Raw genomic sequence first — 22,203 nt, forward strand, 5'->3', positions numbered from 1 at the left:
ATGACGATCGATACCACACCCAAAATGACCTGGTGGAACCGCCTGTCCCATCCCGGTCAGTTCGTCGCCCTGACGCGCCCGCTCGTCCTGCCGCTGGCGCTGCTTACCGGCGTGCTGTTTGCGGTTGGTCTCTGGTACGGCCTCTTCTCGTCGCCGCCGGAAAAATACATGGGTGACACGGTGCGCATCATGTATGTGCACGTGCCAACGGCATGGCTCAGCCAGTTTGTCTACGCCACCATGGCTGTCTCGGCTCTGGGTACGCTTGTCTGGCGCCATCCCATGGCCGATGTGTCGATGAAGGCCGCCGCGCCGCTCGGCGCCGCCTTCACCGCCATGGCGCTTTTTACCGGCTCGCTCTGGGGCCGCCCGACCTGGGGCACGTTCTGGGAATGGGACGGGCGGATGACCTCGACGCTGGTCCTGCTTTTCATCTATCTCGGCATTGTTGCTCTCTGGCGCGCCTTTGACGATCAGCTGCGTGCAGCGCGTGTCGTTGCAGTCTTTACGCTTGTGGGTGCCGTCAACATTCCGATCATCAAGTTTTCCGTGGACTGGTGGAGCACGCTGCACCAACCCGCCAGCGTTTTCCGTGCCGATGGTCCGACCATGCCGGGCGAAATCCTGACGCCGCTTTTTGTCATGTTCTTCGCCTTCACGTTCCTATTCATCACGCTGCAGCTGGCGGCCATGCACACGGAAGTGCGCCGCCGCCGCATCACGACGCTGGAACGCCGCGCTGCCCGGGGAGACGCACGATGATCGCCCTTGGCGCCCATGCCGAATTCATCATCGCTGCCTATGTCGGGGTTTTCGCCGGGCTTGCCGCGCTGATCGGCTGGACGGTCTTTGCCGCGCGGCAGACCAAGCGTCGGCTGGAAGAGCTGGGTGATGGCCAGCGCGCGAACAGTTCCGCGCAATGAAGAAACTTCTCTTCGCGGCGCCCCTGCTGCTGCTTGTCGGCCTCATCGCGGTTTTTGCCAGCACGATCAATCGTGATCCGAGCCTTGTCCGCTCGGTGCTGATCGACAAGCCGGCGCCGGAATTCACTTTGGCGGCGGTGGAGGGCATGGACGTGCCCGGTTTCGATACGGCTTCGCTCAAGGGTGAGCCGACGGTGGTCAATGTCTTTGCTTCCTGGTGCATTCCCTGTCGCGACGAGCATCCACTGCTCGAAGCGCTTAAGGCGAAGACCGGCGTGCGCCTCTTCGGCATCAATCATTCGGACGCGCCGGAGAATGCGCGGGCGTTTTTGGCTGAGTTGGGCAATCCCTATGACGCCATAGGAGCGGATCGCGACCGGCGGGTTTCCATCGATTGGGGCGTCTATGGCGTGCCGGAAACTTTTGTCGTCGATGGATCAGGCAAGATCAGCTTCAAGCATGTCGGGCCGCTGACGGCGGAAGCGATCGAGAGCGAATTGATCCCCGCCTTGGAAAAGGCGCGGCTCTAGCACAGACTCGGCCTCCTCTCGAGGAGGACCGAGCATGAGCCGAACCGATAGTGCCAGCCGCGTCGTCGATGCGACGCCCGAGGCGGTCTATGCCGCCATGACCGATCCCTCAGCCTTGGTCGTGTGGTTGCCGCCGACGGGCATGCGCGGTGAGATGCTGGAATTCGATCTTCGTCCCGGTGGGCATTATCGGATGGTGTTGCGCTACGAGGACGCTAGCATAGCGGGCAAGACCGGCGAGAATTCCGACGATGTCGCGGTGCGGTTTCTCGATCTTGTTCCGGGAGCGCTGGTCTCGCAGGCGGTTGATTTCGTTTCCGATGATCCGGCATTCGCAGGGACCATGGTGATGAACTGGATCCTGCGGCCAGTGCCGGAAGGCACCGAGGTGACCATCCGCGCCGAGAATGTGCCTGATGGCATCAGCCCCGAGGACCATGCGGAGGGTCTGGCGTCTTCGCTCGAAAACCTCGCGAAGTTCCTGGAAAGCTAGGTGATATGCCGTCATAGTAGCTCGCGGCGGGCGGCTTCTACGACGGCATTGGTGAGGTCCGCAAACTGGCCGGCTGCGAGGCGGCTTACCTGCCAGTAGAGCGACACATCGAGGACGGCGCCGGGCACCAGTTCCACCAGACGTCCGGCGGCCAGATGGTCGCGGACGAGGTGGATTGGGTTGAGACACCAACCCATGCTGCGGAGGCAGGCGTCGACGAAGCCATGGGTCGAGGGCAGGAAATGGCTCGGGCCAGAGACGGTTTCGCCGAGCAGATTTGTCGCCCAGTCGCTTTGCAGCAGGTCCTTCTGGTTGAAGGTCAGGGCAGGGGCTCGCGTCAGGGTTTCTTTCGTCACCCCGTCCGGAAAGTGGCGGCGCATGAAGTCGGGGCTTGCGGTTGCCAAATAACGCAGGCGGCCGAGGGGGATGGTGCGGCAACCGGCGACGGGCTCCGCGAGCGCTGTGACGGCGGCGAGCACGCGCCCGCGGCGTAGGGCTTCGGCCGTGTGTTCCTGATCATCGACAGTGATGTTGAGGAGCACCGTGGAATTTTCGGCAAAGGCAGCGGCGGCGGGAAGGAACCAGGTGCCTAGGCTGTCGGCATTCACCGCAATGTCCACCGTCGTTGGGCCGGTCTGTTCGGCCCCGAGGCTCGGGAGATGCTTCAGCAGGTCGTTTTCGAGCATGCCGACCAGTTCCATGTGGCGGCAAAGCCAGGCGCCCTTTTCGGTGGCTATGCAGGGCGTGCCGCGCTCGATCAGCACCGTGCCCATGCGCTCTTCGAGCTGGCGGACGCGCTGGGAGATGGCCGATGGCGTGACGTTGAGCGCGCGGGCGGCTTTTTCGAAGCTGCCGGTCTGGACGATCCGGGCGACGGCGAGGGCGGCGGAATAGTCGATCATGGATTAGCTCAGCTAATTCGATGTTAGGCAGATTAATTTGCCTAACCACGACTGGTCGATTAGCGCAAGGGCATGGATATTCCAGTTTTCATCGCGGGCCTTTCCATTGGGCTCAGTCTCATCGTCGCCATCGGTGCGCAAAATGCTTTCGTGCTGCGGCAAGGGCTGAAGGGCGAGCACGTCTTTGCCGTATGCCTCGTCTGCGCGCTCTCGGACGCGGTGCTTATCGTGCTGGGGGTGACGAGTTTTGGGCGGATCGCCGTCGTGTTGCCCTGGCTTGATCCGGTCATGCGCTTTGGCGGTGCGGCTTTTCTCGTCTGGTATGGCGCAAAGAGCCTTTATTCCGCGCTGAAGTCCCATAGCGCGCTGGCGGTGAGCGAAACTGGGATGGCCGGGCCACTCTTGCCGACGCTTGTCGCCTGCCTCGCCATTACCTGGCTCAATCCACATGTCTATCTCGATACGGTCGTGCTGCTGGGGAGCATTTCGACGCAGTTTGCGGGGCGCGAGGCGCATTTCGCCGCCGGGGCGATCACCGGATCTTTCGCGTTTTTCTTTGCCCTTGGTTATGGCGCCGGTTTTCTGCGTCCTATCTTCGCCAAACCGTTTGCCTGGCGTATTCTGGAGGGGATCATCGCTCTCATCATGTGGGCTATTGCCCTCAAACTGGTTCTGGGCGGCTGATCGTTTTTTCGAGAGGCGCCTATGTATCTGCCCGAGCATTTTAAGGAAATCGACCCGCAGGAGATCGCAGCCGTGATTGCGGCGGCGCCGCTCGGCTGCGTGGTGGCGAACACCGCTGAGGGCCTGATCGCCAATCACATGCCGATCCTTGTCGACAAGCGCGGGGAGCTTGTCGGGCATATTGCGCTCGCTAATGACATGCACCGCTTGATCCCCGAGGGGCAGGAGGTGCTGGTCATTTTTCGCGGCGTCGACGGCTATGTCTCGCCCAACTTTTACCCCAGCAAGGCCGAGCATCATAAGCAGGTGCCGACCTGGAATTACCAGGTCGTGCATGTGCATGGCGCGATCAGTTTCCAGCATGACGAAAGCAGCAAGCGTGCGGCGGTGGGCTTGCTCACGCGCGAGCACGAGCGGCGGATCAATGGCGAAAAAGCCTGGCGTATGGCCGATGCACCGACCGATTATATGATCGACATGCTGGGCAAGATCGTTGCCTTCCGCATTGCCGTGACCCGCACGATCGCCAAATCAAAACTCAGCCAGAACCGCGATGTCAGGGATTTCGAGGGGGCCGTGGACGGCCTGAAGTCCTCGGGCCAGGAGGCGCTGGCGACGCGCATGGCAGCTCTGCCAGACCGGGGCTGAGTTCCAGAATCGGGAAAAATGCGTCAGCTTCCGGCCGAAGGCGAAGGAAGTATCATGGACGGCAAAGTCACCCTTATCGGTTCGGAAATTCTCTCGGATGAATGGGGTACGCTGACGCGCGTGACGCTCGACTATCGTCGCGACGACGGCACCGTGCAGCGCCTCAGCCGCGAAAATTACGATCACGGCAATGCCGCTTCCATCGTGCTCTTCAATCCGGAAAGGCGCACGGTGCTGCTGGTGCGGCAGTTCCGCTATCCCGTCCTCGCTAATGGAGATGCGGCCTTTCTGCTCGAAGCCTGTGCGGGCCTGCTCGATGGCGACGATCCCGAAACCTGCGCGCGGCGCGAGGCCATCGAGGAAACCGGACACGAGCCGCGCGACATCGTCCATGTGAGCGATGTCTACATGTCGCCCGGTTCAGTGCAGGAAAAGGTGAGCCTCTTCGCCGGTTATTATGGCGAGGACACCTATCGCCACTTTGGCGGTGGGATCGTCGAGGAGGGTGAGGAGCTGGAAGTGGTCGAAATGGGTCTCGACGATGCCCTCGCGGCCTGTCGCGATGGGCGCATCATCGATGGCAAGACCGTTGTTCTGCTCCAGCACCTGCGCCTTGTCGAACTGACAAAGTCATAAAATGGACCGGCGTGAGCCGGCCCATTCGCATCAGAAATCGATGAGCTTTTTGTCGGGATCGTAGGGCTGGTCCTTGGCGACGCGCGTCACCGCCTGGCCGCAGCGCATTTTCTTGGTGACGGCGTCGAAGGCATAGGTGGGGCTGCCATGCAGTTGCCAGCCTTCGGAAAGAGCCTTGGTGACCTTGTGGCAGAATAAAGAGTCGTCTTCGCCCGTCAGGAAGCGATAGATAAGCATGCATACCCCCATTGCGGCGCGAGCCCAGCGCCGAGATTGATTCTCTTGCCTCTTAGCGCTAATCGAGACGGCATGCACAGCTTTCCGCAAGAACTGCTCGCCGGTCACGCAAACTTTCTAGCCGGGCGCTATGTCCGCGAGAAAGAGCGTATTCGCGATCTCGCCGAGGCCGGCCAGAAGCCGACCACCATGATCATTGCCTGCTGCGACAGCCGCGCGGCGCCGGAAATGATCTTTGACTCCGGGCCCGGCGAAATGTTCGTACTGCGCAACGTCGCGAACCTCGTGCCGACCTATCAGCCCGACGGCGGACAGCACGGTACGTCGGCGGCGATCGAATTTGCCGTCAAGGCGCTCGGCATCGCCAATATCGTCGTCATGGGCCACGGCCGCTGCGGTGGCATCAAGGCGGCGCTTGATCCTGACCTGAAACCGCTCGATTCCGGCGATTTCATCGGCAAGTGGATGGCCATGCTGGGCGAATTGCCGAGCCAGCTTGGCCAGAACAGCCTGCTCACCTCGACCGAGCGGCAGACGGCGATGGAGCGGATTTCGATCCGCAACTCCATCCGCAACCTTCGCACCTTCCCCTATGTGGCCGCGCTCGAGGCCGAGGGGAAGCTGGCCGTGCACGGCGCCTGGTTCGATATCTCGACCGGCGAATTGTGGGTTATGGACCACGATGGAGATTTCGTCCGCCCCGAACTCTGAGGCCGGCCATTTAAGTCTGTTGGGGGCGGGTTGATCACTTGACCGTGAGCAATCGCCCCGTTTTGGCCTTCAAGTTGATCTTGCATTGCTGAAATCGTGATCAGTTACCAATGGGAATATCCGCCCGGTGACTGCAATCGTCTTGCAATTACGCCCAAGAACACCCCAGAAGCGCTGATCTCTCGGCCTCTTTCCATTGCCCGGAAATGGCCCCGAGATTTGTCCGATCACGCCTTTGTGCGGTCGGTCCACAGACACATTGCGCCACCAGTCTTTTGGTCACGGGCCGCAGGAGAGCAGCCCGTCGTTGGGAGACCAATCTCCCATCGCACGTTCCCAAAAACATGGAGCAACACCATGAAGAAGATCGTTCTGTCCTCCCTTATCCTTCTTGGCCTTTCCGGCGCCGCTATGGCGCAGGCGGCAACCGACCTTGCCTCGGTCGATACCGATGCCAATGGCAGCGTTTCGCTGGCCGAAGCGCAGGTTGCCTGGCCTGACCTGACCCAGGAAGCCTTCACGGCTGCCGACACCGACGGCAATGGCGAGCTCAGTGCCGAAGAATATGATGCTCTTGTTGCGGCTGCTGCCGTCCCGGCCAGCTAAAACCTTTGCCCGGTTCCGGGCAGCACGCCACCCCGGCCCTTACGGGGTGGCGGCCTCATTTTGCGACCTCGTCGCCCCTCCTTTGACCTTAGGACTTTCTCCCATGCGCAAGATCGCCCTCGGCCTTGTGGCCGCTTCGCTTTTCGCCGTGCCTGTCATGGCGCAGACGCCTCTTACCTTTGCCGATGTCGATGCCAATGGCGACGGCCGCCTCAGCTATGAGGAACTGCAAGTTGTCTGGCCTGACCTGACACAAGAGGAATTTGCCACGGCCGATATTGAAGGCGCTGGCGGGTTGACGCCGGAACAGCTCAATGCGCTGCAACCGGCCAGCGTGCCGGCACCGGCTGAGGCTGTCCCCGCGCCGGCCGAAGCTGTACCAGCGCCGCTCGACGTGCCCGCGGATATTCCGGCCGACGCGCCCGCGGCTCCGGAAGCCCTCGTCCAGTAGGACAGATGTTCAGTCGAGCCGGATCGTCGGCTCGGCTGATTTCGATTTTCTCAGGGTGACGATGAGGCCCGCGATTACCAGCATGCCGCCCACGATCTCGATTGCGGTGATGGTTTCGCCCAGCACCAGATAGCCGGACAAGAGGCCGGTGATCGGGACGAGGAGGGTAAAGGGCGCGACGACCGAGGCCGGATGGCGTCCCAAGAGCCAGCTCCAAATGCCGCCGCCGAGCAGGGTTGCGGGATAGGCGAGGAAGGCGATCAGCGCTGCGTCGGACCAGCCAAAACCCGTGAAAGCCGCCAGGATCGCTTCGCTTCCTTCGGTAGCGAAGGATAGCGCGAAGAGCGGCAGGGGTGCGGCCAGCGAGCCCCAGACCGTGAAGGCAATGGCGTTGACCTTGCCCGCCTTCTTGGTGAGGACATTGGCGAGACCCCAGGCGACCGCCGCCAGCAACACCATCATCAGCGGCACGAAGCCGGCGCCCTCGATACGTTCGAAGGCGATGACGCCGATTCCCAGAAACGCGATTCCTGCGCCGATGACCTGGAACCTGCTTGGCCGTTCGCCGAGCAGCACGAAGGCCATGGCCATGGTGAAGAAGGCCTGGGTCTGCAGCACCAGGGAGGAGAGCCCGGCCGGCATGCCCCAAGAAATCGAGAGGTTGAGGAAGGCATAGAGCGCAAAACCGAAGGAAAGGCCGAAGGCAATCACCAGCCAGGCCGGGGCCTTGGGCGGCTTTACGAAGAGAATGGCCGGGAAGGCGGCGGCGGAAAAGCGCAGGGCGGCCGCCAGAATGGGCGGCAGCGCCTCGACGCTCAGTTTGATGACGACGAAATTGAAGCCCCAGATGGCAACGACCAGAAGGGCGAGGAGAATATGGCGGATGGGCATGGAGTAACTACCGGTACGGTAGTCTTGTACGCTCGTGTGCCGTCGGGCTCAACCGGCATCTTTATCCGCACCGTCACCCTCGGGCTTGACCCGAGGGCTCTACACTTTTGATCCGAGTCCAATTGAAGTGTCCTCGGGTCAAGCCCGAGGATGACGATCGAAGGTGGTGCGGCGCCGATGATCCACCGACGCCGATTGTGCCGATCAAGCAGCGAGGGCGCGGGCCCGATAACCCTTTTCGATGAGCGCTTCGGCGATCTGGATGGTGTTGAGCGCGGCGCCCTTGCGCAGGTTATCCGAGACGACCCACATGGCGAGACCGTTTTCGACGGTGACGTCTTCGCGGATGCGGCTGACAAAAGTGTCGTATTCACCAACGGCTTCCACCGGGGTCGCGTAGCCGCCGGCCTCGCGCTTGTCGAGCACGGAAATGCCCGGGGCTTCGCGTAGGAGATCACGCGCTTCGTCGGCCGAAATCGGCTTTTCGAATTCGAGATTGACGGCTTCCGAGTGGCCCACGAACACAGGCACGCGCACGGCGGTGCAGGTGACCTTGATCTTGGGATCGAGGATCTTCTTGGTTTCGGCCAGAACCTTCCACTCTTCCTTGGTGTAGCCGTCTTCCATGAACACATCGATGTGGGGAATGACGTTGAAGGCGATCTGCTTGGGGAACTTGCTGGGGGTCGGCGAATCGTTGACGAAGATGCCCTTGGTCTGGTTCCAGAGCTCGTCGACGCCTTCCTTGCCGGCGCCGGAAACGGATTGGTAGGTCGCGACGACGGCGCGCTTGATGGTCGCGGCGTCGTGGAGCGGCTTCAGCGCCACGACGAGTTGGGCGGTGGAGCAATTCGGGTTGGCGATGATGTTATTGCGCTTGGCATCGTTGAGCCAGCGGTCGAGCACGTGGCCGTTCACTTCCGGAACGATCAGCGGCACGTCCGAGTGATAGCGCCAGTAGGAAGAGTTATCGATGACGATGGCGCCAGCCGCGGCGATACGGGGCGCCCATTCCTTGGAAATGGCGCCGCCGGCCGACATGATGGCAAAGTCGATATTGGAAAAATCGAAATGCTGCAGGTCCTTGGCCTTCAACACCTTGTCGCCGTAAGAAATTTCCTTGCCGATTGAGCGGGACGAGGCGAGAGCGACGACCTCGTCAGCCGGAAAATTGCGCTCGGCCAAGATATTGAGAACTTCGCGGCCCACATTGCCCGTGGCCCCGACTACAGCGACGCGATAACCCATTTTGGAACTCCGGTCCCTTTACCTTTTCCGCCCCCGCGCGATGATGTCTTCATCGCGGTCAGTGCTTTGAGCCTCTCCCCGGCGGGAGGGAACCCGGGGAAAAGCGTCAGACGGTTTTGGTGGTTTTGGTCATGGCAAGCATGAATCCGGCCTTGGGCCGGGTGGTCATGAAAACGGCGATGTGGCCGAAGCTGCGCATGAAAATCAGTGCTCTCATAGGAAAAGCAGGACTTCTCATACTCTCAAATAGGAAAGAGTCAATGAAATTGGAGTGGCGTCGGGCCACCGGGGGCGATACGGGAAGGCAAAGAGCGGCGAAAGGCCCGAAATGACCGATTTTGACATCATCATCCTGGGCGCGGGCGCCGCGGGCCTCATGGCGGGTATCGAGGCGGGGCGCCGCGGACGCCGGGTGCTGGTGGTCGACCATGCCAAGAACCCGGGCGAAAAAATCCGTATTTCGGGCGGTGGGCGCTGCAACTTCACCAATATTAATGCGACGCACGTTCTGGGACGCGAGCGGTTCCTGAGCAGCAATCCGCGTTTTGCCCTTTCGGCCCTGTCGCGCTTTACGCCTGATATGTTCATCGAACGGGTGAAGAAGCGCGGCATTGCTTTCCATGAAAAGACGCTGGGCCAGCTCTTTTGCGATGGGCCGGCGACGCAGATCGTTTCCATGCTGATCGACGATCTCCGGCAGGCCGGTGCGGCGATCTGGACGGGGCGCTCGGTCGGTTCGGTCGAAAAGATCGACGAGGGGTTCAAGGTCTTGGTGGGTGACGGCTATGTCACCTGCGAAAGCCTCGTTGTCGCGACGGGCGGCAAATCGATCCCGAAGATGGGCGCGACGGGTTTTGCCTATGCGCTGGCCAAGCAATTTGGCCTCGCCGTCACCGAGACGCGTCCGGGCCTCGTGCCGCTGACGTTCGAGGAAGGCAAGCTGGAAGAGCTGAAGGAATTGGCCGGTGTTTCGACCGACGCTGTCATCAGCCATGGCAAGACCAAGTTCCGCGAAGCCCTGCTCTTTACCCATCGCGGGCTCTCCGGCCCGGCGATCCTGCAGATCTCGTCCTATTGGCGCGAAGGCGACAGTATTTCCGTCGATCTCCTGCCCGAGCGGGACGCGCTGGCCATGTTGCAGACGGCGCGCAAAGAGCAGCCACGCAATCACGTTCAGACCGTGCTGGCGGGACACCTGCCCAAGCGCCTGGCGCAATTGCTGGGCGAACTGATCAACCAGCCTGGCATGATCGGCGATTTTTCGGACAAGAAGCTGCAGCCCGTGGCGGATCAGGTCAGCCGCTGGACGCTTAAGCCAGTGGGTTCTGAAGGCTATCGCACGGCGGAAGTGACGCTGGGCGGCATCGACACGACGGGGCTCGACGCCAAGACGATGATGGCGCGCACGGTGCCCGGCCTCTACTTCGTGGGCGAAGCAGTTGATGTGACCGGTTGGCTTGGCGGCTATAACTTCCAGTGGGCCTGGGCCTCGGGCTGGTCTGCTGGACAGGCGGCCTAGTTTGCTAGACGCATGCCTTTGTCCCGAAACCGGTGCCCACTTTCGGGAGGCATGCTTAGAACTTCCAGCCGAGGCGGATGCCCATATTGGTCAAGCCGCGATTGTCGAGGCAGAGATTGGCATTTGAGGCGTGCTCGATCGTCGCCATAATCGAGGCATTAGGCGAGAGCTGAACGCCGAGACTGGCGGCTTCGTGGAACAGCAGGGAACAGCCCAGACTGCGTGCGGGCATGGGCGTCGGGCCGATATTATTGCCCGTGTGCACGGCGCCGCCAAAGGCGACTTCGATGAAAACCGGCGAATCGAAGAGGGGCACGGTCCAGCTCGCGCCGGCATAGACCATGCTTTCAAGGCCACCCGTATTGAGCGTGGCGCCGATATGAGGGCGGAGTTCGCCCAGCGTGACCCAGTCGGTCAGGCCCGGCGTGTCGAACAGCAGCTCGATATTGAGGTTCTGGACGCGGTCGGCATTGAGCAGGTCGAGGAAGGTCCCGGGCTCGTCGACGCTATGGGCAAAGATTCCGCCGCGAATTTCGGAAATGCCAAAATCCTGCGCGAGGGCAGGGGCCGAAAACAGCAGAAGCACCGTTAGTGCGATACGGCTCGTCTCATGGATCTTCATAGAGAAAGTAGTCCCCATCGTCTGAGGATACTAAGCAAAAGAAGGTGTTAGAACTTCCAGCCCAGGCGGACGCCGAAATTCGAGAGGCCGTCATTGGCCTCGCAGTAATTGTTATTGGAGGTGTGCTCGTAGGTGACGGTGGCCGTCACATTGTCCGAGAGATTGGCGCCGATACCGAAGCGCTCGTAGAAATTGATGCGGCAGCCAAAATTCTTCGTGGGATAAGCGGCGCCGGTCAGAGCGCCGTCGTGAATGGCGGCGCCAAACGTACCTTCCAAGTAAATTGGCGTATCGAAGATCGGCAATTGCCAGGTGAGGCCGGCATGGAGGAGATTTTCCTTGCCGCCGAGATTGATGGTGGTCCCGATCTCGGGCCGGGGCGAGCCGATCCAGCGGAAGGCATCGATGTCGGGAGAGACGAAAAGCACGTCGAAGCTGAGGCTTCGGACTTCCGTGATCTGCCATTCATTGACGAGGAACGGCAGCATGGCGCCGTGCACATTATAGGCATGGAGGCCAAAGCGCAGTTCATCGACGACGCCTGCCAGCGGATGGGGATCGAGCAGATTCTGCGCGTTCGCAGTCCCGGTGCCGCAGGCACCCAATAGCATCGTCAGAAGAATAGCACGCCGCACAGCATAACCCTCATTCGCTTCAAGCTAGCACAAAAGGGCGCTTTGCGTAAGCCTCTGGAAATCCATCGGCAGGTACCGATATAAGCGGGACAACCGTTGGAGTTTCCCATGCCCGCCAGTTTCAAGCTTTCCCTCCAGGATCTCGCCCCCATTGCCCAGGGCAGTTCCACTGCAGAGGCCATGGCAGAGACGGTGAAGCTGGCGCAGGCGGCAGACGAATTGGGCTATGAGCGGCTCTGGTATGCCGAGCATCACGGCATGCCGAGCATCGCATCTTCCGTGCCGGAAATTCTCATCGGCAGCGCCGCGGCTGCCACCAAAGGCATCCGCGTCGGCTCCGGCGGCGTCATGCTGCTCAACCATGCGCCGCTACGTATTGCCGAGGCCTATCGTACGCTCGAAGCGCTGCATCCGAGCCGCATCGATCTCGGGCTTGGCCGTGCACCAGGCGGGGATGGTTATGCCATGCGGGCCCTGCGCTCCGGTGGTGGCGAGGAATTTTCCAATTATCTCGCCGAACTGATGGCTTTTGACGAGGACAATTTCCCGTCCGATCATCCGTTCTCGCGGGTTCCGGTTTCGCCCGGTGGCGTTCGTCTCCCGCCCAAATGGCTGCTTGGTTCCTCTGGCGCCAGCGCCGAGGCCGCGGGTCAGATCGGCTTTGGCTATGCCTTTGCGGCGCATTTTTCGCACACCCCGGCGGCGCCCGCTTTTGCGTCCTATCGTGCCGCGTTCGAGCCATCGGCGGATTTTCCAGAGCCGCGCACGATTCTCTGTCTCTCGGTCATCGCCGCGCCGACCGATGAGGAGGCGAAGTATCTCGCGACCTCACAGGCCGTGAACTGGGCCCTGTTCGTGACGGGTGAGCAGCGCCGTCTGACGCCCCCGGAAGAAGCCATTGAGCGCGCCAAAACCCTGACGCCGCAGCAACAGCAGGTGATTGCGCATCAGGGTGCTCTCTGGATGGTCGGCAGTGCCGAACGCATGGCCGAAGAAATCACGGCAAAGGCGCGGGAAGCGCAGGCTGACGAAGTGATGATCACCACCACCATTCACTCCTATGAATTGCGCCGCCGGTCCTTCGCGCTTCTCGCTGAGGCGCTGGGGGTTGAGCCCCGCTAAAGCGGGGTTTTGTGGAAAACTTAACGTTTCTTTACCGAAACGACGGCACGATCGGCTCAGTCCCACCGTGCCGGAATTCTCCATGAGCGCCGCAGGCTTCGTGCTGGCCATCAACCTCTTTATCGCGGGGTTGTTTGCCACCGCCTTTGGCATTGTTGCCGCCTACTTTCGCGATGCCATCGGCGCGCGGTGGCTATCACTGGCCTATGCGACCGGCATTCTCAACGGCGTCTTCGAATTCATCCTGCCCTATCAGGTCGATGCAAGGCCGGTCAGCGTTTCCATATTCGCGGCCTTTCTGTTTGCGCTCGCCCTTTCCAATGTCGGCATTGCGCGCCATTACGGCATCAGGCCGCCCTGGCTCATTCTCGGGCTGGTCGTTGCGGTCTCGCTGGCCATCAATGTCGCCATTCTCGATATGCCGCGTGACTCTTTTGTGCGCGCCATTCTCTATCAGGCGCCTTATGCGGTGCTGCAACTCCTCGGCGCCGCGCTTATCCTGACGCGAAAATCCAACCGCGCCCTCGATATGGCCCTGGTTGGCCTCATGGTGGTGGTCGCGCTCAATTTCCTCTCAAAACCCTTCATTGCCTTGCTGATCGGTTCGGGGGGCTCGCCGCAGGGATATCTCGGCAGCAGTTATGCGGCGATTTCGCAGAGTACGGCGGCGGTGCTGTTGATCTCCAATGGCCTTCTCATTCTGCTCATCATCGTGCGGGACATGATGGCCGATATGACGGCGCGCTCGGAGACCGACACGCTGTCGGGCCTGCTCAATCGGCGCGGTTTTGAGGATCGTGCTGAAAAGGCCCGGTTGCTGGCGGTGCGGGCGGGTGCTCCGGCGGTGATGATCGTGGCCGATCTCGACCATTTCAAAGCCATCAATGACAGTTTTGGCCATGCCGCGGGGGATTTTGCGATTGCCGCTTTCGGTCGCGTGCTGAGGCAGAGCTTTGATCTGCGGGCCGTTATCGGCCGGCTGGGCGGGGAAGAATTCGCCATTTTGCTGCCCGGCGCCGACCTCGGTGTCGCCCGGGGCGCGGCTGAGATGGCAAGGCGGCTGCTTCGCGACCTGCCGGCGGCAGAGCGCGGCATGGAGCGGCAGATCACGTCTTCCTTCGGTATTGCCGCCATGGAGACAGGCGAAAGCCTGGCTGACCTGTTGCGGCGCGCCGATACGGCCCTTTACGAAGCAAAAAATCGCGGGCGCGATCGCGTGTGCGTCGCGCCGGTTACGGCCATTGGAATTTTACGAGATGGGCCCGAGCAGCAGGCTCGGGCATGATTGCTTTGTGAGACGCCTAGTTGAGCGCGGCGCGCGGTACGAGTTCGCAGTCCCCGGCCTGAGTGACCTTCAGCGCCAGTTGCTGGCGATCAAGTTCGGCGAACCAGGCGGTCCAGGAGCACGGGCTCATGCCGTCGTCGAGCGTGCCGCCCTGGCTGCGGACGAACCGCAGCAGCAATTTGGATTTCTCTTCGCCGAAACGGTTGCGGATACGCGCAAAGGCGGGAATGCCCTTGCGATCAGTGACCCAGCTCTGGATATCGCTGTGTCGCGTCAGAGTGTGTGTTGCCGACATGTATAGCCTCCTCCACGAGGTATTTTGGGCACTTTTGGCCCTTACCCGCCTAACGGCCCCGGTCCTCCACCGGTTCCTGGCAGGCGTTCAATTCTCGATGAGTTGAGTGACAAGCTTCAGACGCTGCATCTCCTCTCTTGAAAAATAATAGAGCCGGTCGGGCGGCGTATCGAGCGCATGCAGCCAAAGGGCCGGGTCGACGCCGCTTTTGGTCAGATGTCTCGTGATTTCGGCCGTGGTCGATTGCGCATCGGCCATGGCAACACCCGCCACGGCCATGGCATCGCGCGATGCCTCGCCAAGCGATGCGGCATAGATCTGGTGTACGCCGATGGCGGAGTCGGCACTGGCCAGGCGCTCGGCGCCGGAGGCGAAAATGATGGGGCAGGAGGAGGCACAGAGATTTCCGGCGGCGACCTTTGTCGCGAGGCCTTTTTCCTGGATGAGGGCGCCGATCTCCAGCGCGTCCATCACTGATCCTCCGGGCGAATCAAGAACTACAGTCTTCACGTATTCGCCGCGTTGTTCAATCTCCGTCCTGAACCGGATTGCGGAACCGGGATCGATGGTGCCAGCCAGTTTCAGGTCGCCGCCGCTCTCGAGGGTGATGGCGAGCGGCGCATCGAGGGTTTCCGGCGACGAGGTGATGTGCGGCATGGGCCGGCCTTCGACCCCGCTGCCTGGGTCCGCCGGGGGCAATATCGGCGTCAAGGCGGGCGCCAGGGCAGCAGGCTCACTCAGGGCCAGCTCGCGAAAATCAACATAGAGCACACTGGCCGTGCCGATCAGCAGGGCAAAGAACGCCGCGCGGATAATATTGCCATCATCGATGGCTGCAAGCCGGCTGACAATGCCGGGACTGGCCGAAGGCGCACGGTCGTTTGCCTCGGTCTTCATGCCGGTCGCGGCCCGTCGGTGCGTTTGCGCTGGGCGGTCTCGATGGGGGTGACGGTGCCATCGTCGGGCGGTAGTTCGGCGGCCGCGGGCAGGTCTTCTGCCGGTGCCTGTGGCTCTGGCTTGGGCTGTCCGGTTGCGACGTCGATGCCGGCGGCCTCCATGCGGCGATAGAGCGCCAGGGCGCGCAGCATTTCCGCCGCGGTGATGTTCTCGGCCTCTTCGAGCGAGGACGAATCTTTTCGCATGGCGTCATTGACGATCATCAGCACGAGAACCAGCACGACCGGCAGCAGGTCGATGGAAATGGCGCCGGCCCAGGAGGGAATGAAATCCTGCCAGTAGCGCAGGACGGCTTCGGCTGACGAAAGCGGGGTGTAGCGGCGTTGTTCGACCTGCGGGGTGGCGAGGATCTCGTCGGCTGCGGCGCTGAGCGCGGTGGACTGGGCGGCGACGGAGGCGCGCACCGTTTCCATCACCTGGTCCTGGCGATTGGCGAGGTCGGCCGAGCGGCCATCGGCCACCGGGGCGATGAAGCCGGCGGAAAGATCGGCCGAGGCGCGCTTGACCGAGGCGGCGACGCCGGTCTGCTGCAGGGCGGCAATCACGGCGGAGAGCTGCACGGCCTCGGTCTGGAAGGCGTCGGCGCGCGGCTCGATCTGGCCGGGCGTGGAAACCAGTTCGCGCATGGTGGCGAGGCGCGCCGAACCCTGTTCGAAGAGCGCGGCGACCTCCTCGCGGCTGCCGGTAATGGTTGCAGCCAACTGGTTCATCTGCGAGCCCATCTGGGTGAGCAATTGCACGACGCTGCCCGAACCGGTGGTGCCGGTGAGGGCGCCGGATTCGCGCTCGTCCGCAGCCAGGCCCGAAAACCGTTCGGCAGCGCGCTGCACGTCGGGCAGGAGGCTCTGCGCGGCCAAGGCATTGGCATGGGCCTGGTCGAGGTCTTCGGCATAGCCCTGGAGGGTGACGGCCATGTGCTGCTCCGTGGCAGCCGACCCCGCGAGGGCGGCGGCATTGAGCCAGGAGGACATGGCGATGATCATGGCGCAGCCGATGGTCATGGTGATGAAAAGGCCGATGCGTTGCACGCCAGAGGTCACGAGCGGCACGAAGCGGAGCATAAAGCTCCAGAAGGCATAGATGGCGACGGAGACAGCGGCCGAATAGATGATGGCGGCAAAGAAGACGAAAGTGGCGGAGCCATCGAGAATGCCGCGGACGCCGAGATAGGTATAAACGCCTGAGGCGAGCGCCAGGACCGCGAGGGCGAAGCGGGTCATGGTCTCCACCCCGCGCACCGTTTCGTTGAGACGGAAGGCGTTGGGCTTGAGCTGCATCTCTGGTCCCCCTTGCGGCCGCGCGGACCGATTGAGCCGACGTTAACACAGCGATCTCGGCAAGAAGTGGGCAGATTGCGACGCGGTTAATGCTGGTACGATGACGCTGTCGTGAGCGCGCTTTGTGCTTGCGGGGCGAGGCACGAGGGCGCTAGGCCAATCCGGCGACGACACGGGAGACGAGAATGACGAAGAAAGTCCGCTGGGGGATTTTGTCCACCGCCAATATCGGCATGGCCAAGGTAACGCCGGCCATCCAGAAGGCGGAGAATTGCGAAGTGGTCGCGATTGCCTCGCGCGATCTCGGAAAAGCCCGCGAAGCGGCCGACAAGCTGGGCATTGCCAAAGCCTATGGCTCTTATGAAGAGCTCTTTGCCGATCCCGATATCGATGTCATCTACAATCCCCTGCCCAACCACCTGCATGTGCCCATGACGCTCGCGGCCACGCGGGCGGGAAAGCATGTGCTCTGCGAAAAGCCCATCGCCATCACGGCAAAGGAAGCTGAAGAGCTGCGCCAGGTGCCGGCGGGGCGCCTCGTCATGGAGGCCTTCATGATCCGCTTCCATCCGCAATGGCAGCGGGCGCGCGAGATCATCCGCTCGGGCGAATTGGGGGAAGTGCGCGCCATCGACGCCGTCTTTTCCTATTTCAACGCCAATCCGGACAATGTGCGCAACCAGGCCGATATCGGCGGTGGCGGCATTCTGGATATCGGTTGCTATCCGATCACCTCGGGCCGGTTCCTCTTCGAAAGCGAGCCGCAGCGCGTCGTCTCGCTGGTCGAGCGCGATCCCAATTTCGGCACCGATCGTCTCGCCAGCGTGCTGATGGATTTTGGTGGCGGCAAGCGCCTCAGCTTCACCTGCTCGACCCAGCTCGCGCCGCACCAGCGCGTGCAAGTCTTTGGAACCAAGGGCAAGCTCGAGATCGTCATTCCCTTCAATGCTCCGCCCAATGAACGGACCGCAATCCTGGTGGATACCGGCTCGCCAATCGACGGCTCGCTGGCGCGTCGGGAAATCCTGCCGGCCTGCGATCAATATACCGAACAGGCTAGCGCCTTCGCCAAGGCTGTCCTTGGGGAGATTCCAGCGCCCTACGGTGTCGACGATGCCATCGCCTCGATGAAGGTACTCGACGCCATCTTTGCCAGCGAAAAATCGGGTGCCTGGGAGCGGGTTTAGCTTTTGGGCAGTTCCGGCGTGATCAGCCGCTCGGCCAGAACCGGAAGAGCGGCGCGCACGGAGGCCTCATCGATAAGCTTGCGGGCGACGCCATAGGCCGCCGCCTGCACCAGCCGGTTGAGCTCGGCCGGCTCGCGCACACCAGCCGCGCGCAATTGCTGCACCATGGTCTCGTTCATCTGCGTATCGAGCGTACGGAAGCGGAGCGAGACGCGGCTATGGGTCGAATAGAGTTCTTCGGCAAAGGGCGAGGTTTCGACCACGGCGGCGATGGTGCCATATTTTCCCGCCAGCGCCGCGCCGATGCGCTGGGCAACCGTGCCGGGTCCGGCCATGCCCGCGTCGAAGGCGGCGGTCAGCGCGTCGGAAAGGTCGTCGAGAATCGCGGTAAAGACCGCGTCCTTGTCGGAAAAATAGCCATAGAGCGTGGGCTTGGCGACGCCGGCGGCGCGGGCGATCGCCTCCATGGTCGTGCCCCGCAAGCCATCGCGCACAAATAGCAGCCGCGCCGCATCCAGAATGCGGCGGCGCTTTTCGGCGGCGCGATCAAGGCCCAGGTCCATCTCTTGCAAACTCCACATCTTGAACGAACTGAACGATTAAACTATATATCGTTCAGTTCGTCAGGAGAACAATCATGACCGATCGTGTTTTGCTTACCGGCATTTCCGGCTTTCTCGGCGGCCATGTCGCCCTTCAGCTTCTCAATTCTGGCTACACCGTCCGCGGCGGCGTGCGCAACCTCCAGCGTGCCGACAAGGTGCGCGAGACGCTTCGGCGCCACGGTGGCGATGTCTCGCGTCTCGAATTCGTGGCGCTCGACCTGATGCGCGATGGCGGCTGGAACGAGGCCATGGAGGGCGTACGCTATCTGCAGCACACGGCCTCGCCCTTTCTCATCCAGATCCCCAAGGACAAGATGGAACTGATCGGCCCAGCCGTCGAAGGCACCGAGCGTGCCCTCAACGCTGCCAACAAGGCCGGCGTCGAACGGATCGTGCTCACTTCCTCCATGGCCGCCATCGCCTATGGCCACGACAAGAGCCGGACGACGCCGTTCACAGCCAAGGACTGGACTGATCTCAACGGCCGCGCCGTCAATTTCTACCAGGAATCCAAGACCCTGGCGGAAAAGCGCGCCTGGGAAATCATGGACGCTGCTGGTCGTCGCAATGCCCTGGCGGTGATCAATCCGAGCGCCATTTTTGGCCCCCTTCTTGATGATGATCCCGGTACGTCTGCCGTCATCGTGCAGCGCCTGCTCGATGGCTCCATTCCCGCGGCCCCGCGTATTCCCATGACCATTATCGATGTGCGCGATATCGCCGCCGCCCATGTCGCCGCCATGACGGCGCCCGATGCTGGCGGCAAGCGCTTCCCCATGGGCGAGCGCACCGTCTTCTTCCTCGAAGCGGCAAAAATCCTCCGCGAGCGCTATCCGGAGCGGCGCATTCCGAGCTTTGGCATGCCCGACTGGGCCGTGCGCCTCTATGCTCTTTTCGATCGGGACATGCGCGACAATATGGGCGAGCTTGGCTACATAAAGCAGCTCGATTCGAGCGACGCCATCGCCCTTCTCGGCCGCCCGCTCCGCACCGCCCCCGAGGCCCTTCTGGCGACTGCCGATAGCCTCGTTTCGCAACGCCTTGTTTGAGGTCAACCGGGGCAGGGGCGGTCCACGATCCCTCTTGCCCTGTCAGCGTTTTATGTCCATATCTCAGCCATTGGTGCGGGGCTGTAGCTCAGTTGGGAGAGCGCGTCGTTCGCAATGACGAGGTCAGCGGTTCGATCCCGCTCAGCTCCACCAATTCTTTCCAAATCAGTGCTATCAGACCTTTGGCCCGCGTGCGGCGGGCGTGATTTGCCCGGTGGAGGCAAAGGTGCTGATCAGCGAAGGCGACAAGCGCTCATTCAGGATCGACGGGCAACTGGCCGTGCTCTTTGCGGCCATTGCCGGGGCGCTCAATGCTGCCGGCTTTCAGGCCGCGGGGTTCTTCTCGGCCAATATGACGGGCAATGCCTCGTCCTTTTCCGATCACATGGCGCTCGGCGATTGGTCGCTGGCCGGGCTTTTTGCGGTGTTCATCTCGGCCTTTGTCCTCGGCGCCATGGTTTCGGGCCTGCTCATCCAATGGGGTGGGGCGCGCCAGAGCCGGGCCAAATATGCCTATGGCATCGTGCTCGAAGGCCTGGTGGTCTTCGTGCTGGGTGGGGCTGATCTGCTGCAGGTTCTCCCGACCCATGGGCTGATCCTCGGCCTCAGTTTTGCCATGGGCATTCAGAACGCCGCGACGACGCGGATTTCCAATGCGCGGGTGCGTACGACGCATGTTTCGGGCATGGCAACGGATATCGGATTGGGTCTGGCCACGCTGCTTGGCGCGCAGTCACGGGATCCGGAGTCCACGGCGCGGCTCAGGCTTTACAGCATGGCCATGGCCGCCTTCATCTTTGGCGGCATTTTGGGCGTTGCCGCCTATCTCGCGATAGGCGGCTGGCTGTTCGTCGGCATGGGAGTGTTGCTCATTGCCGTCGCCCTCATGCGGGCTTTTCACTAGGCGAGCAAATCCGTCCATTCCGGATGGCGGCGGAACTGTACCACCACATAGGGGCAGACCGGGGTGATCTTGAACCCTTCGGCGCGGGCATCGGCTATGGAGGCCTTGACCAGTTCCAGGGCAATGCCCCGGCCCTCATATTCCTTCGGCACGCCAGTATGGTCGACGATGATGCGGCCATCCTCGCGGCGATAGGTCATCTCGGCCTCGGCGCCGGGCGCGAGATCGATGACATAGCGGCCGCGAGTCGGGCCTTCTTCGCGCCGGATGTTGTAATCCGCCATGGTCAGGCCGCTAGGCTCTCGGCTGCCGCAACGCCGAGCATCAGGTTGAGGTTCTGGACTGCCGCGCCTGAAGCGCCCTTGCCGAGATTGTCATAGACGGCGACGACTGCTGCCTGGGCGCGAGCGTCGTTGGCAAAGACATGCAGGGTGAGGGTATTGGTGCCGTTGTGAATCTGCGGATCGAGCGCCGGGGTTTTTGCCACGGCCGGATCATAGGCGGCGACTTTTACAAAGCTGTCCTTGATACCAGCAAAATGGTCGGCGATGGCGGCGTGGATTTCGGCGCCGGTCGGCACCTTGGCGAGCGTACCGAGCTGCAGCGGCAGGGCCGTCGTCATGCCCTGGGCGAAATTGCCGACGACGGGTTCGAACAGCGGTTCGCGCTTCAGGCCGGTATAGAAGGTCATCTCAGGCACATGCTTGTGCTGGAAGGTCAGGCCATAGGGCATGAACTGGCTGGCATCGACGCCTTCGGCGACGTATTCCTCGATCATCTGGCGACCGCCACCGGTATAGCCGGAAATGCCGTGATAGATGACCGGATGGTCGGCCGGGATGATGCCAGCGGCAATCAGCGGACGCAGGCCCGCGATCAGGCCTTGCGGCCAGCAGCCGGGATTGGCGACGAAGCGCGCATTGGCGATCTTGTCGGCCTGGTCCTTGTCCATTTCGGCAAAGCCATAGGCCCAATTGGGATCGACGCGGAATGCGGTCGAGGCGTCGATGATGCGGGTCGTGCCATTGTCGATCAGCCGCACGCTTTCCTTCGCCGCCTCGTCGGGCAGGCAGAGAATGGCGATATCAGCGGCGTTGAGCAGGCGCTTGCGTTCGTCCTGGTCCTTGCGCTTTTCCGGCGCAATGGAAATGACCTCGAGATCGCGACGGTCGGCCAGGCGCTCGCGAATCTGCAGCCCCGTGGTTCCTGCTTCCCCGTCGATAAAGATCTTCGCGACCATGTCCTTGGCTCCCGCGCAAAAGTGCTGCTGTTAAATGGGGCTCAGGCCCCGCGCCGTCAAGCGTTTAGCGTGGGCGGAATATCGCGCCGCTCTATGACATCTTCTATGCCGGTGAGCATGGCGATCCAGCCTTTTTCGGTCTGCGCCAGCCAGTCTTCCCACTGCGCGTCCATGTCGTTGTAGAGGGTTACCACGCTGCCAGGTCCATTGGGCTCGGGTTCGATGATCATGCTGACGATGCTCGGATCATCCTCTTCGCTCTCGTCGACGATCCAGGAAAAGGAGATTTTCGTGGGGCGGTCGAGGGCGAGGAAGGTGCCCCAATGGCGGGCTTCGCCGCTTTCGCGCTCATCGGCGAGGAGAAAACTGCCGCCGACACGCGGGTCGATCTGCGACTGGGTCAGACGCCCGTTTTGGCCCGAGCGCTTGAGCCAGGCAGCCTGCCAGCGGCGGGCCAGAACCGGATCGACGAAGGCGTCAAAGACCCGCTCCGGGCTGGCGCGAAAACGATGCGTGACCTTGGCTTCGATTCTATCGGACATCGAT

Annotated in this window: 29 protein-coding genes and 1 tRNA gene; 17 read left to right on the forward strand and 13 right to left on the reverse strand. The window is 62.1% G+C overall.

Annotated elements, in window-relative coordinates; all coding sequences use genetic code 11:
- From JP75_RS16105 to JP75_RS16115, 4 genes are read left to right on the forward strand one after another with little or no spacing between them, the layout of a single operon-like run.
- Positions 1 to 762, forward strand: coding sequence for a heme ABC transporter permease (locus JP75_RS16105; RefSeq protein ID WP_051960788.1), 762 nt, complete (start codon positions 1 to 3; stop codon positions 760 to 762).
- Entirely contained in the window at positions 759 to 923 is a 165-nt protein-coding gene (gene ccmD / locus JP75_RS25930) for a heme exporter protein CcmD (RefSeq protein WP_084587724.1), read from the forward strand. The genes JP75_RS16105 and ccmD overlap by 4 nt, the downstream gene beginning before the upstream one ends.
- On the forward strand, positions 920 to 1,453 hold the full coding sequence (locus JP75_RS16110) for a DsbE family thiol:disulfide interchange protein (RefSeq protein ID WP_035084875.1): 534 nt from the start codon (positions 920 to 922) through the stop codon (positions 1,451 to 1,453). Before ccmD ends, JP75_RS16110 begins: the two co-directional genes overlap by 4 nt.
- Before the next feature lie 34 nt (positions 1,454 to 1,487).
- Complete coding sequence (locus JP75_RS16115) at positions 1,488 to 1,946, forward strand: SRPBCC family protein (RefSeq protein WP_035084877.1); 459 nt, start codon at positions 1,488 to 1,490, stop codon at positions 1,944 to 1,946.
- Positions 1,947 to 1,957: 11 nt separating this feature from the next.
- On the opposite strand, the gene JP75_RS16120 is transcribed toward JP75_RS16115, so the two are convergent.
- Positions 1,958 to 2,848, reverse strand: a complete 891-nt coding sequence (locus tag JP75_RS16120; RefSeq protein WP_035084880.1) for a LysR family transcriptional regulator ArgP — start codon at positions 2,846 to 2,848, stop codon at positions 1,958 to 1,960.
- Between the two features lie 72 nt (positions 2,849 to 2,920).
- On the opposite strand from JP75_RS16120, the gene JP75_RS16125 reads away from it, so the two are divergent.
- From JP75_RS16125 to JP75_RS16135, 3 genes are read left to right on the forward strand one after another with little or no spacing between them, the layout of a single operon-like run.
- Positions 2,921 to 3,532, forward strand: a complete 612-nt coding sequence (locus JP75_RS16125) for a LysE/ArgO family amino acid transporter (protein WP_035084883.1) — start codon at positions 2,921 to 2,923, stop codon at positions 3,530 to 3,532.
- Positions 3,533 to 3,553: 21 nt separating this feature from the next.
- Entirely contained in the window at positions 3,554 to 4,180 is a 627-nt protein-coding gene (locus JP75_RS16130) for an FMN-binding negative transcriptional regulator (RefSeq protein WP_035084886.1), read from the forward strand.
- Positions 4,181 to 4,234: 54 nt separating this feature from the next.
- Positions 4,235 to 4,816 carry an NUDIX domain-containing protein gene (locus tag JP75_RS16135; RefSeq protein WP_152565873.1) on the forward strand — a complete coding sequence of 194 codons (582 nt, stop codon included), beginning with the start codon at positions 4,235 to 4,237 and terminating at the stop codon, positions 4,814 to 4,816.
- A 30-nt stretch (positions 4,817 to 4,846) separates the two neighbouring features.
- On the opposite strand, the gene JP75_RS16140 is transcribed toward JP75_RS16135, so the two are convergent.
- On the reverse strand, positions 4,847 to 5,053 hold the full coding sequence (locus JP75_RS16140) for a DUF1737 domain-containing protein (protein WP_035084889.1): 207 nt from the start codon (positions 5,051 to 5,053) through the stop codon (positions 4,847 to 4,849).
- Between the two features lie 72 nt (positions 5,054 to 5,125).
- Between JP75_RS16140 and JP75_RS16145 the strand changes: the two genes are divergently transcribed.
- The 3 genes from JP75_RS16145 (at position 5,126) to JP75_RS26875 (ending at position 6,821) form a co-directional block, all read left to right on the forward strand.
- On the forward strand, positions 5,126 to 5,764 hold the full coding sequence (locus JP75_RS16145) for a carbonic anhydrase (RefSeq protein WP_035084891.1): 639 nt from the start codon (positions 5,126 to 5,128) through the stop codon (positions 5,762 to 5,764).
- Positions 5,765 to 6,121: 357 nt separating this feature from the next.
- Positions 6,122 to 6,370 carry a penta-EF hand family protein gene (locus JP75_RS16150; RefSeq protein WP_035084892.1) on the forward strand — a complete coding sequence of 83 codons (249 nt, stop codon included), beginning with the start codon at positions 6,122 to 6,124 and terminating at the stop codon, positions 6,368 to 6,370.
- Positions 6,371 to 6,473: 103 nt separating this feature from the next.
- Positions 6,474 to 6,821 (forward strand): EF-hand domain-containing protein, encoded by a 348-nt coding sequence (locus JP75_RS26875; protein WP_051960789.1) that lies wholly within the window; start codon positions 6,474 to 6,476, stop codon positions 6,819 to 6,821.
- Positions 6,822 to 6,830: 9 nt separating this feature from the next.
- On the opposite strand, the gene JP75_RS16160 is transcribed toward JP75_RS26875, so the two are convergent.
- Entirely contained in the window at positions 6,831 to 7,712 is an 882-nt protein-coding gene (locus JP75_RS16160; RefSeq protein ID WP_051960790.1) for an EamA family transporter, read from the reverse strand.
- A gap of 204 nt (positions 7,713 to 7,916) precedes the next feature.
- The gene (locus tag JP75_RS16165) at positions 7,917 to 8,960 is read right to left on the reverse strand and encodes an aspartate-semialdehyde dehydrogenase (RefSeq protein WP_035084894.1); all 1,044 of its coding nucleotides are present in this window, start codon (positions 8,958 to 8,960) and stop codon (positions 7,917 to 7,919) included.
- 328 nt (positions 8,961 to 9,288) lie between these two features.
- Between JP75_RS16165 and JP75_RS16170 the strand changes: the two genes are divergently transcribed.
- The gene (locus JP75_RS16170; RefSeq protein WP_035084898.1) at positions 9,289 to 10,479 is read left to right on the forward strand and encodes a BaiN/RdsA family NAD(P)/FAD-dependent oxidoreductase; all 1,191 of its coding nucleotides are present in this window, start codon (positions 9,289 to 9,291) and stop codon (positions 10,477 to 10,479) included.
- Between the two features lie 55 nt (positions 10,480 to 10,534).
- Here the strand turns inward: JP75_RS16170 and JP75_RS16175 are convergent, their stop codons facing one another.
- Both JP75_RS16175 and JP75_RS16180 read right to left on the reverse strand, forming a co-directional pair.
- Entirely contained in the window at positions 10,535 to 11,101 is a 567-nt protein-coding gene (locus JP75_RS16175) for an acyloxyacyl hydrolase (protein ID WP_035084901.1), read from the reverse strand.
- Between the two features lie 47 nt (positions 11,102 to 11,148).
- Entirely contained in the window at positions 11,149 to 11,736 is a 588-nt protein-coding gene (locus JP75_RS16180) for an acyloxyacyl hydrolase (RefSeq protein WP_152565874.1), read from the reverse strand.
- Between the two features lie 108 nt (positions 11,737 to 11,844).
- Here JP75_RS16180 and JP75_RS16185 point away from each other — a divergent pair, with 108 nt between their 5' ends.
- On the forward strand, positions 11,845 to 12,858 hold the full coding sequence (locus JP75_RS16185) for an LLM class flavin-dependent oxidoreductase (RefSeq protein WP_035084907.1): 1,014 nt from the start codon (positions 11,845 to 11,847) through the stop codon (positions 12,856 to 12,858).
- Positions 12,859 to 12,940: 82 nt separating this feature from the next.
- Entirely contained in the window at positions 12,941 to 14,143 is a 1,203-nt protein-coding gene (locus tag JP75_RS16190; protein WP_051960791.1) for a GGDEF domain-containing protein, read from the forward strand.
- A gap of 16 nt (positions 14,144 to 14,159) precedes the next feature.
- On the opposite strand, the gene JP75_RS16195 is transcribed toward JP75_RS16190, so the two are convergent.
- From JP75_RS16195 to JP75_RS16205, 3 genes are all read right to left on the reverse strand, one after another.
- Positions 14,160 to 14,438, reverse strand: coding sequence for a hypothetical protein (locus JP75_RS16195; RefSeq protein ID WP_035084909.1), 279 nt, complete (start codon positions 14,436 to 14,438; stop codon positions 14,160 to 14,162).
- An 87-nt stretch (positions 14,439 to 14,525) separates the two neighbouring features.
- Positions 14,526 to 15,335 carry a COG3904 family protein gene (locus JP75_RS16200; protein WP_051960792.1) on the reverse strand — a complete coding sequence of 270 codons (810 nt, stop codon included), beginning with the start codon at positions 15,333 to 15,335 and terminating at the stop codon, positions 14,526 to 14,528.
- Positions 15,332 to 16,672, reverse strand: coding sequence for a hypothetical protein (locus JP75_RS16205; protein ID WP_035084911.1), 1,341 nt, complete (start codon positions 16,670 to 16,672; stop codon positions 15,332 to 15,334). The genes JP75_RS16200 and JP75_RS16205 overlap by 4 nt, the downstream gene beginning before the upstream one ends.
- 185 nt (positions 16,673 to 16,857) lie before the next feature.
- Between JP75_RS16205 and JP75_RS16210 the strand changes: the two genes are divergently transcribed.
- Positions 16,858 to 17,859: a Gfo/Idh/MocA family protein gene (locus JP75_RS16210; RefSeq protein WP_035084914.1), complete on the forward strand. Its 1,002-nt coding sequence runs from the start codon at positions 16,858 to 16,860 to the stop codon at positions 17,857 to 17,859.
- Here the strand turns inward: JP75_RS16210 and JP75_RS25425 are convergent.
- Positions 17,856 to 18,422, reverse strand: a complete 567-nt coding sequence (locus tag JP75_RS25425; RefSeq protein ID WP_051960793.1) for a TetR/AcrR family transcriptional regulator — start codon at positions 18,420 to 18,422, stop codon at positions 17,856 to 17,858. The two genes, JP75_RS16210 and JP75_RS25425, sit on opposite strands and share 4 nt — an antisense overlap.
- A 74-nt stretch (positions 18,423 to 18,496) precedes the next feature.
- Between JP75_RS25425 and JP75_RS16220 the strand changes: the two genes are divergently transcribed.
- From JP75_RS16220 to JP75_RS16230, 3 genes are all read left to right on the forward strand, one after another.
- Positions 18,497 to 19,513 carry an NAD-dependent epimerase/dehydratase family protein gene (locus JP75_RS16220; RefSeq protein WP_035084916.1) on the forward strand — a complete coding sequence of 339 codons (1,017 nt, stop codon included), beginning with the start codon at positions 18,497 to 18,499 and terminating at the stop codon, positions 19,511 to 19,513.
- Between the two features lie 77 nt (positions 19,514 to 19,590).
- Positions 19,591 to 19,666 (forward strand) — tRNA-Ala (locus JP75_RS16225).
- A gap of 73 nt (positions 19,667 to 19,739) precedes the next feature.
- Complete coding sequence (locus tag JP75_RS16230) at positions 19,740 to 20,417, forward strand: YoaK family protein (RefSeq protein WP_035085191.1); 678 nt, start codon at positions 19,740 to 19,742, stop codon at positions 20,415 to 20,417.
- Here the strand turns inward: JP75_RS16230 and JP75_RS16235 are convergent.
- From JP75_RS16235 to JP75_RS16245, 3 genes are read right to left on the reverse strand one after another with little or no spacing between them, the layout of a single operon-like run.
- Positions 20,414 to 20,701: a GNAT family N-acetyltransferase gene (locus tag JP75_RS16235; protein ID WP_035084918.1), complete on the reverse strand. Its 288-nt coding sequence runs from the start codon at positions 20,699 to 20,701 to the stop codon at positions 20,414 to 20,416. The two genes, JP75_RS16230 and JP75_RS16235, sit on opposite strands and share 4 nt — an antisense overlap.
- A 2-nt stretch (positions 20,702 to 20,703) precedes the next feature.
- Entirely contained in the window at positions 20,704 to 21,657 is a 954-nt protein-coding gene (argC, locus tag JP75_RS16240; protein ID WP_035084920.1) for an N-acetyl-gamma-glutamyl-phosphate reductase, read from the reverse strand.
- A 56-nt stretch (positions 21,658 to 21,713) separates the two neighbouring features.
- Positions 21,714 to 22,199, reverse strand: coding sequence for an SRPBCC family protein (locus JP75_RS16245; RefSeq protein WP_051960794.1), 486 nt, complete (start codon positions 22,197 to 22,199; stop codon positions 21,714 to 21,716).
- Between the last annotated feature and the right edge of the window lie 4 nt (positions 22,200 to 22,203).

This window comes from Devosia riboflavina (assembly GCF_000743575.1).
Classification (GTDB): Bacteria; Pseudomonadota; Alphaproteobacteria; order Rhizobiales; family Devosiaceae; genus Devosia; species Devosia riboflavina.

Bases quoted from the DNA above. Each gene is read 5' to 3' on its own strand.
- JP75_RS16105 (WP_051960788.1), top strand. From the start codon at position 1: ATGACGATCGATACCACACCCAAAATGACCTGGTGGAACCGCCTGTCC.
- ccmD (WP_084587724.1), top strand. From the start codon at position 759: ATGATCGCCCTTGGCGCCCATGCCGAATTCATCATCGCTGCCTATGTC.
- JP75_RS16110 (WP_035084875.1), top strand. From the start codon at position 920: ATGAAGAAACTTCTCTTCGCGGCGCCCCTGCTGCTGCTTGTCGGCCTC.
- JP75_RS16115 (WP_035084877.1), top strand. From the start codon at position 1,488: ATGAGCCGAACCGATAGTGCCAGCCGCGTCGTCGATGCGACGCCCGAG.
- JP75_RS16120 (WP_035084880.1), bottom strand. From the start codon at position 2,848: ATGATCGACTATTCCGCCGCCCTCGCCGTCGCCCGGATCGTCCAGACC.
- JP75_RS16125 (WP_035084883.1), top strand. From the start codon at position 2,921: ATGGATATTCCAGTTTTCATCGCGGGCCTTTCCATTGGGCTCAGTCTC.
- JP75_RS16130 (WP_035084886.1), top strand. From the start codon at position 3,554: ATGTATCTGCCCGAGCATTTTAAGGAAATCGACCCGCAGGAGATCGCA.
- JP75_RS16135 (WP_152565873.1), top strand. From the start codon at position 4,235: ATGGACGGCAAAGTCACCCTTATCGGTTCGGAAATTCTCTCGGATGAA.
- JP75_RS16140 (WP_035084889.1), bottom strand. From the start codon at position 5,053: ATGCTTATCTATCGCTTCCTGACGGGCGAAGACGACTCTTTATTCTGC.
- JP75_RS16145 (WP_035084891.1), top strand. From the start codon at position 5,126: ATGCACAGCTTTCCGCAAGAACTGCTCGCCGGTCACGCAAACTTTCTA.
- JP75_RS16150 (WP_035084892.1), top strand. From the start codon at position 6,122: ATGAAGAAGATCGTTCTGTCCTCCCTTATCCTTCTTGGCCTTTCCGGC.
- JP75_RS26875 (WP_051960789.1), top strand. From the start codon at position 6,474: ATGCGCAAGATCGCCCTCGGCCTTGTGGCCGCTTCGCTTTTCGCCGTG.
- JP75_RS16160 (WP_051960790.1), bottom strand. From the start codon at position 7,712: ATGCCCATCCGCCATATTCTCCTCGCCCTTCTGGTCGTTGCCATCTGG.
- JP75_RS16165 (WP_035084894.1), bottom strand. From the start codon at position 8,960: ATGGGTTATCGCGTCGCTGTAGTCGGGGCCACGGGCAATGTGGGCCGC.
- JP75_RS16170 (WP_035084898.1), top strand. From the start codon at position 9,289: ATGACCGATTTTGACATCATCATCCTGGGCGCGGGCGCCGCGGGCCTC.
- JP75_RS16175 (WP_035084901.1), bottom strand. From the start codon at position 11,101: ATGAAGATCCATGAGACGAGCCGTATCGCACTAACGGTGCTTCTGCTG.
- JP75_RS16185 (WP_035084907.1), top strand. From the start codon at position 11,845: ATGCCCGCCAGTTTCAAGCTTTCCCTCCAGGATCTCGCCCCCATTGCC.
- JP75_RS16190 (WP_051960791.1), top strand. From the start codon at position 12,941: ATGAGCGCCGCAGGCTTCGTGCTGGCCATCAACCTCTTTATCGCGGGG.
- JP75_RS16195 (WP_035084909.1), bottom strand. From the start codon at position 14,438: ATGTCGGCAACACACACTCTGACGCGACACAGCGATATCCAGAGCTGG.
- JP75_RS16200 (WP_051960792.1), bottom strand. From the start codon at position 15,335: ATGAAGACCGAGGCAAACGACCGTGCGCCTTCGGCCAGTCCCGGCATT.
- JP75_RS16205 (WP_035084911.1), bottom strand. From the start codon at position 16,672: ATGCAGCTCAAGCCCAACGCCTTCCGTCTCAACGAAACGGTGCGCGGG.
- JP75_RS16210 (WP_035084914.1), top strand. From the start codon at position 16,858: ATGACGAAGAAAGTCCGCTGGGGGATTTTGTCCACCGCCAATATCGGC.
- JP75_RS25425 (WP_051960793.1), bottom strand. From the start codon at position 18,422: ATGGACCTGGGCCTTGATCGCGCCGCCGAAAAGCGCCGCCGCATTCTG.
- JP75_RS16220 (WP_035084916.1), top strand. From the start codon at position 18,497: ATGACCGATCGTGTTTTGCTTACCGGCATTTCCGGCTTTCTCGGCGGC.
- JP75_RS16235 (WP_035084918.1), bottom strand. From the start codon at position 20,701: ATGGCGGATTACAACATCCGGCGCGAAGAAGGCCCGACTCGCGGCCGC.
- argC (WP_035084920.1), bottom strand. From the start codon at position 21,657: ATGGTCGCGAAGATCTTTATCGACGGGGAAGCAGGAACCACGGGGCTG.
- JP75_RS16245 (WP_051960794.1), bottom strand. From the start codon at position 22,199: ATGTCCGATAGAATCGAAGCCAAGGTCACGCATCGTTTTCGCGCCAGC.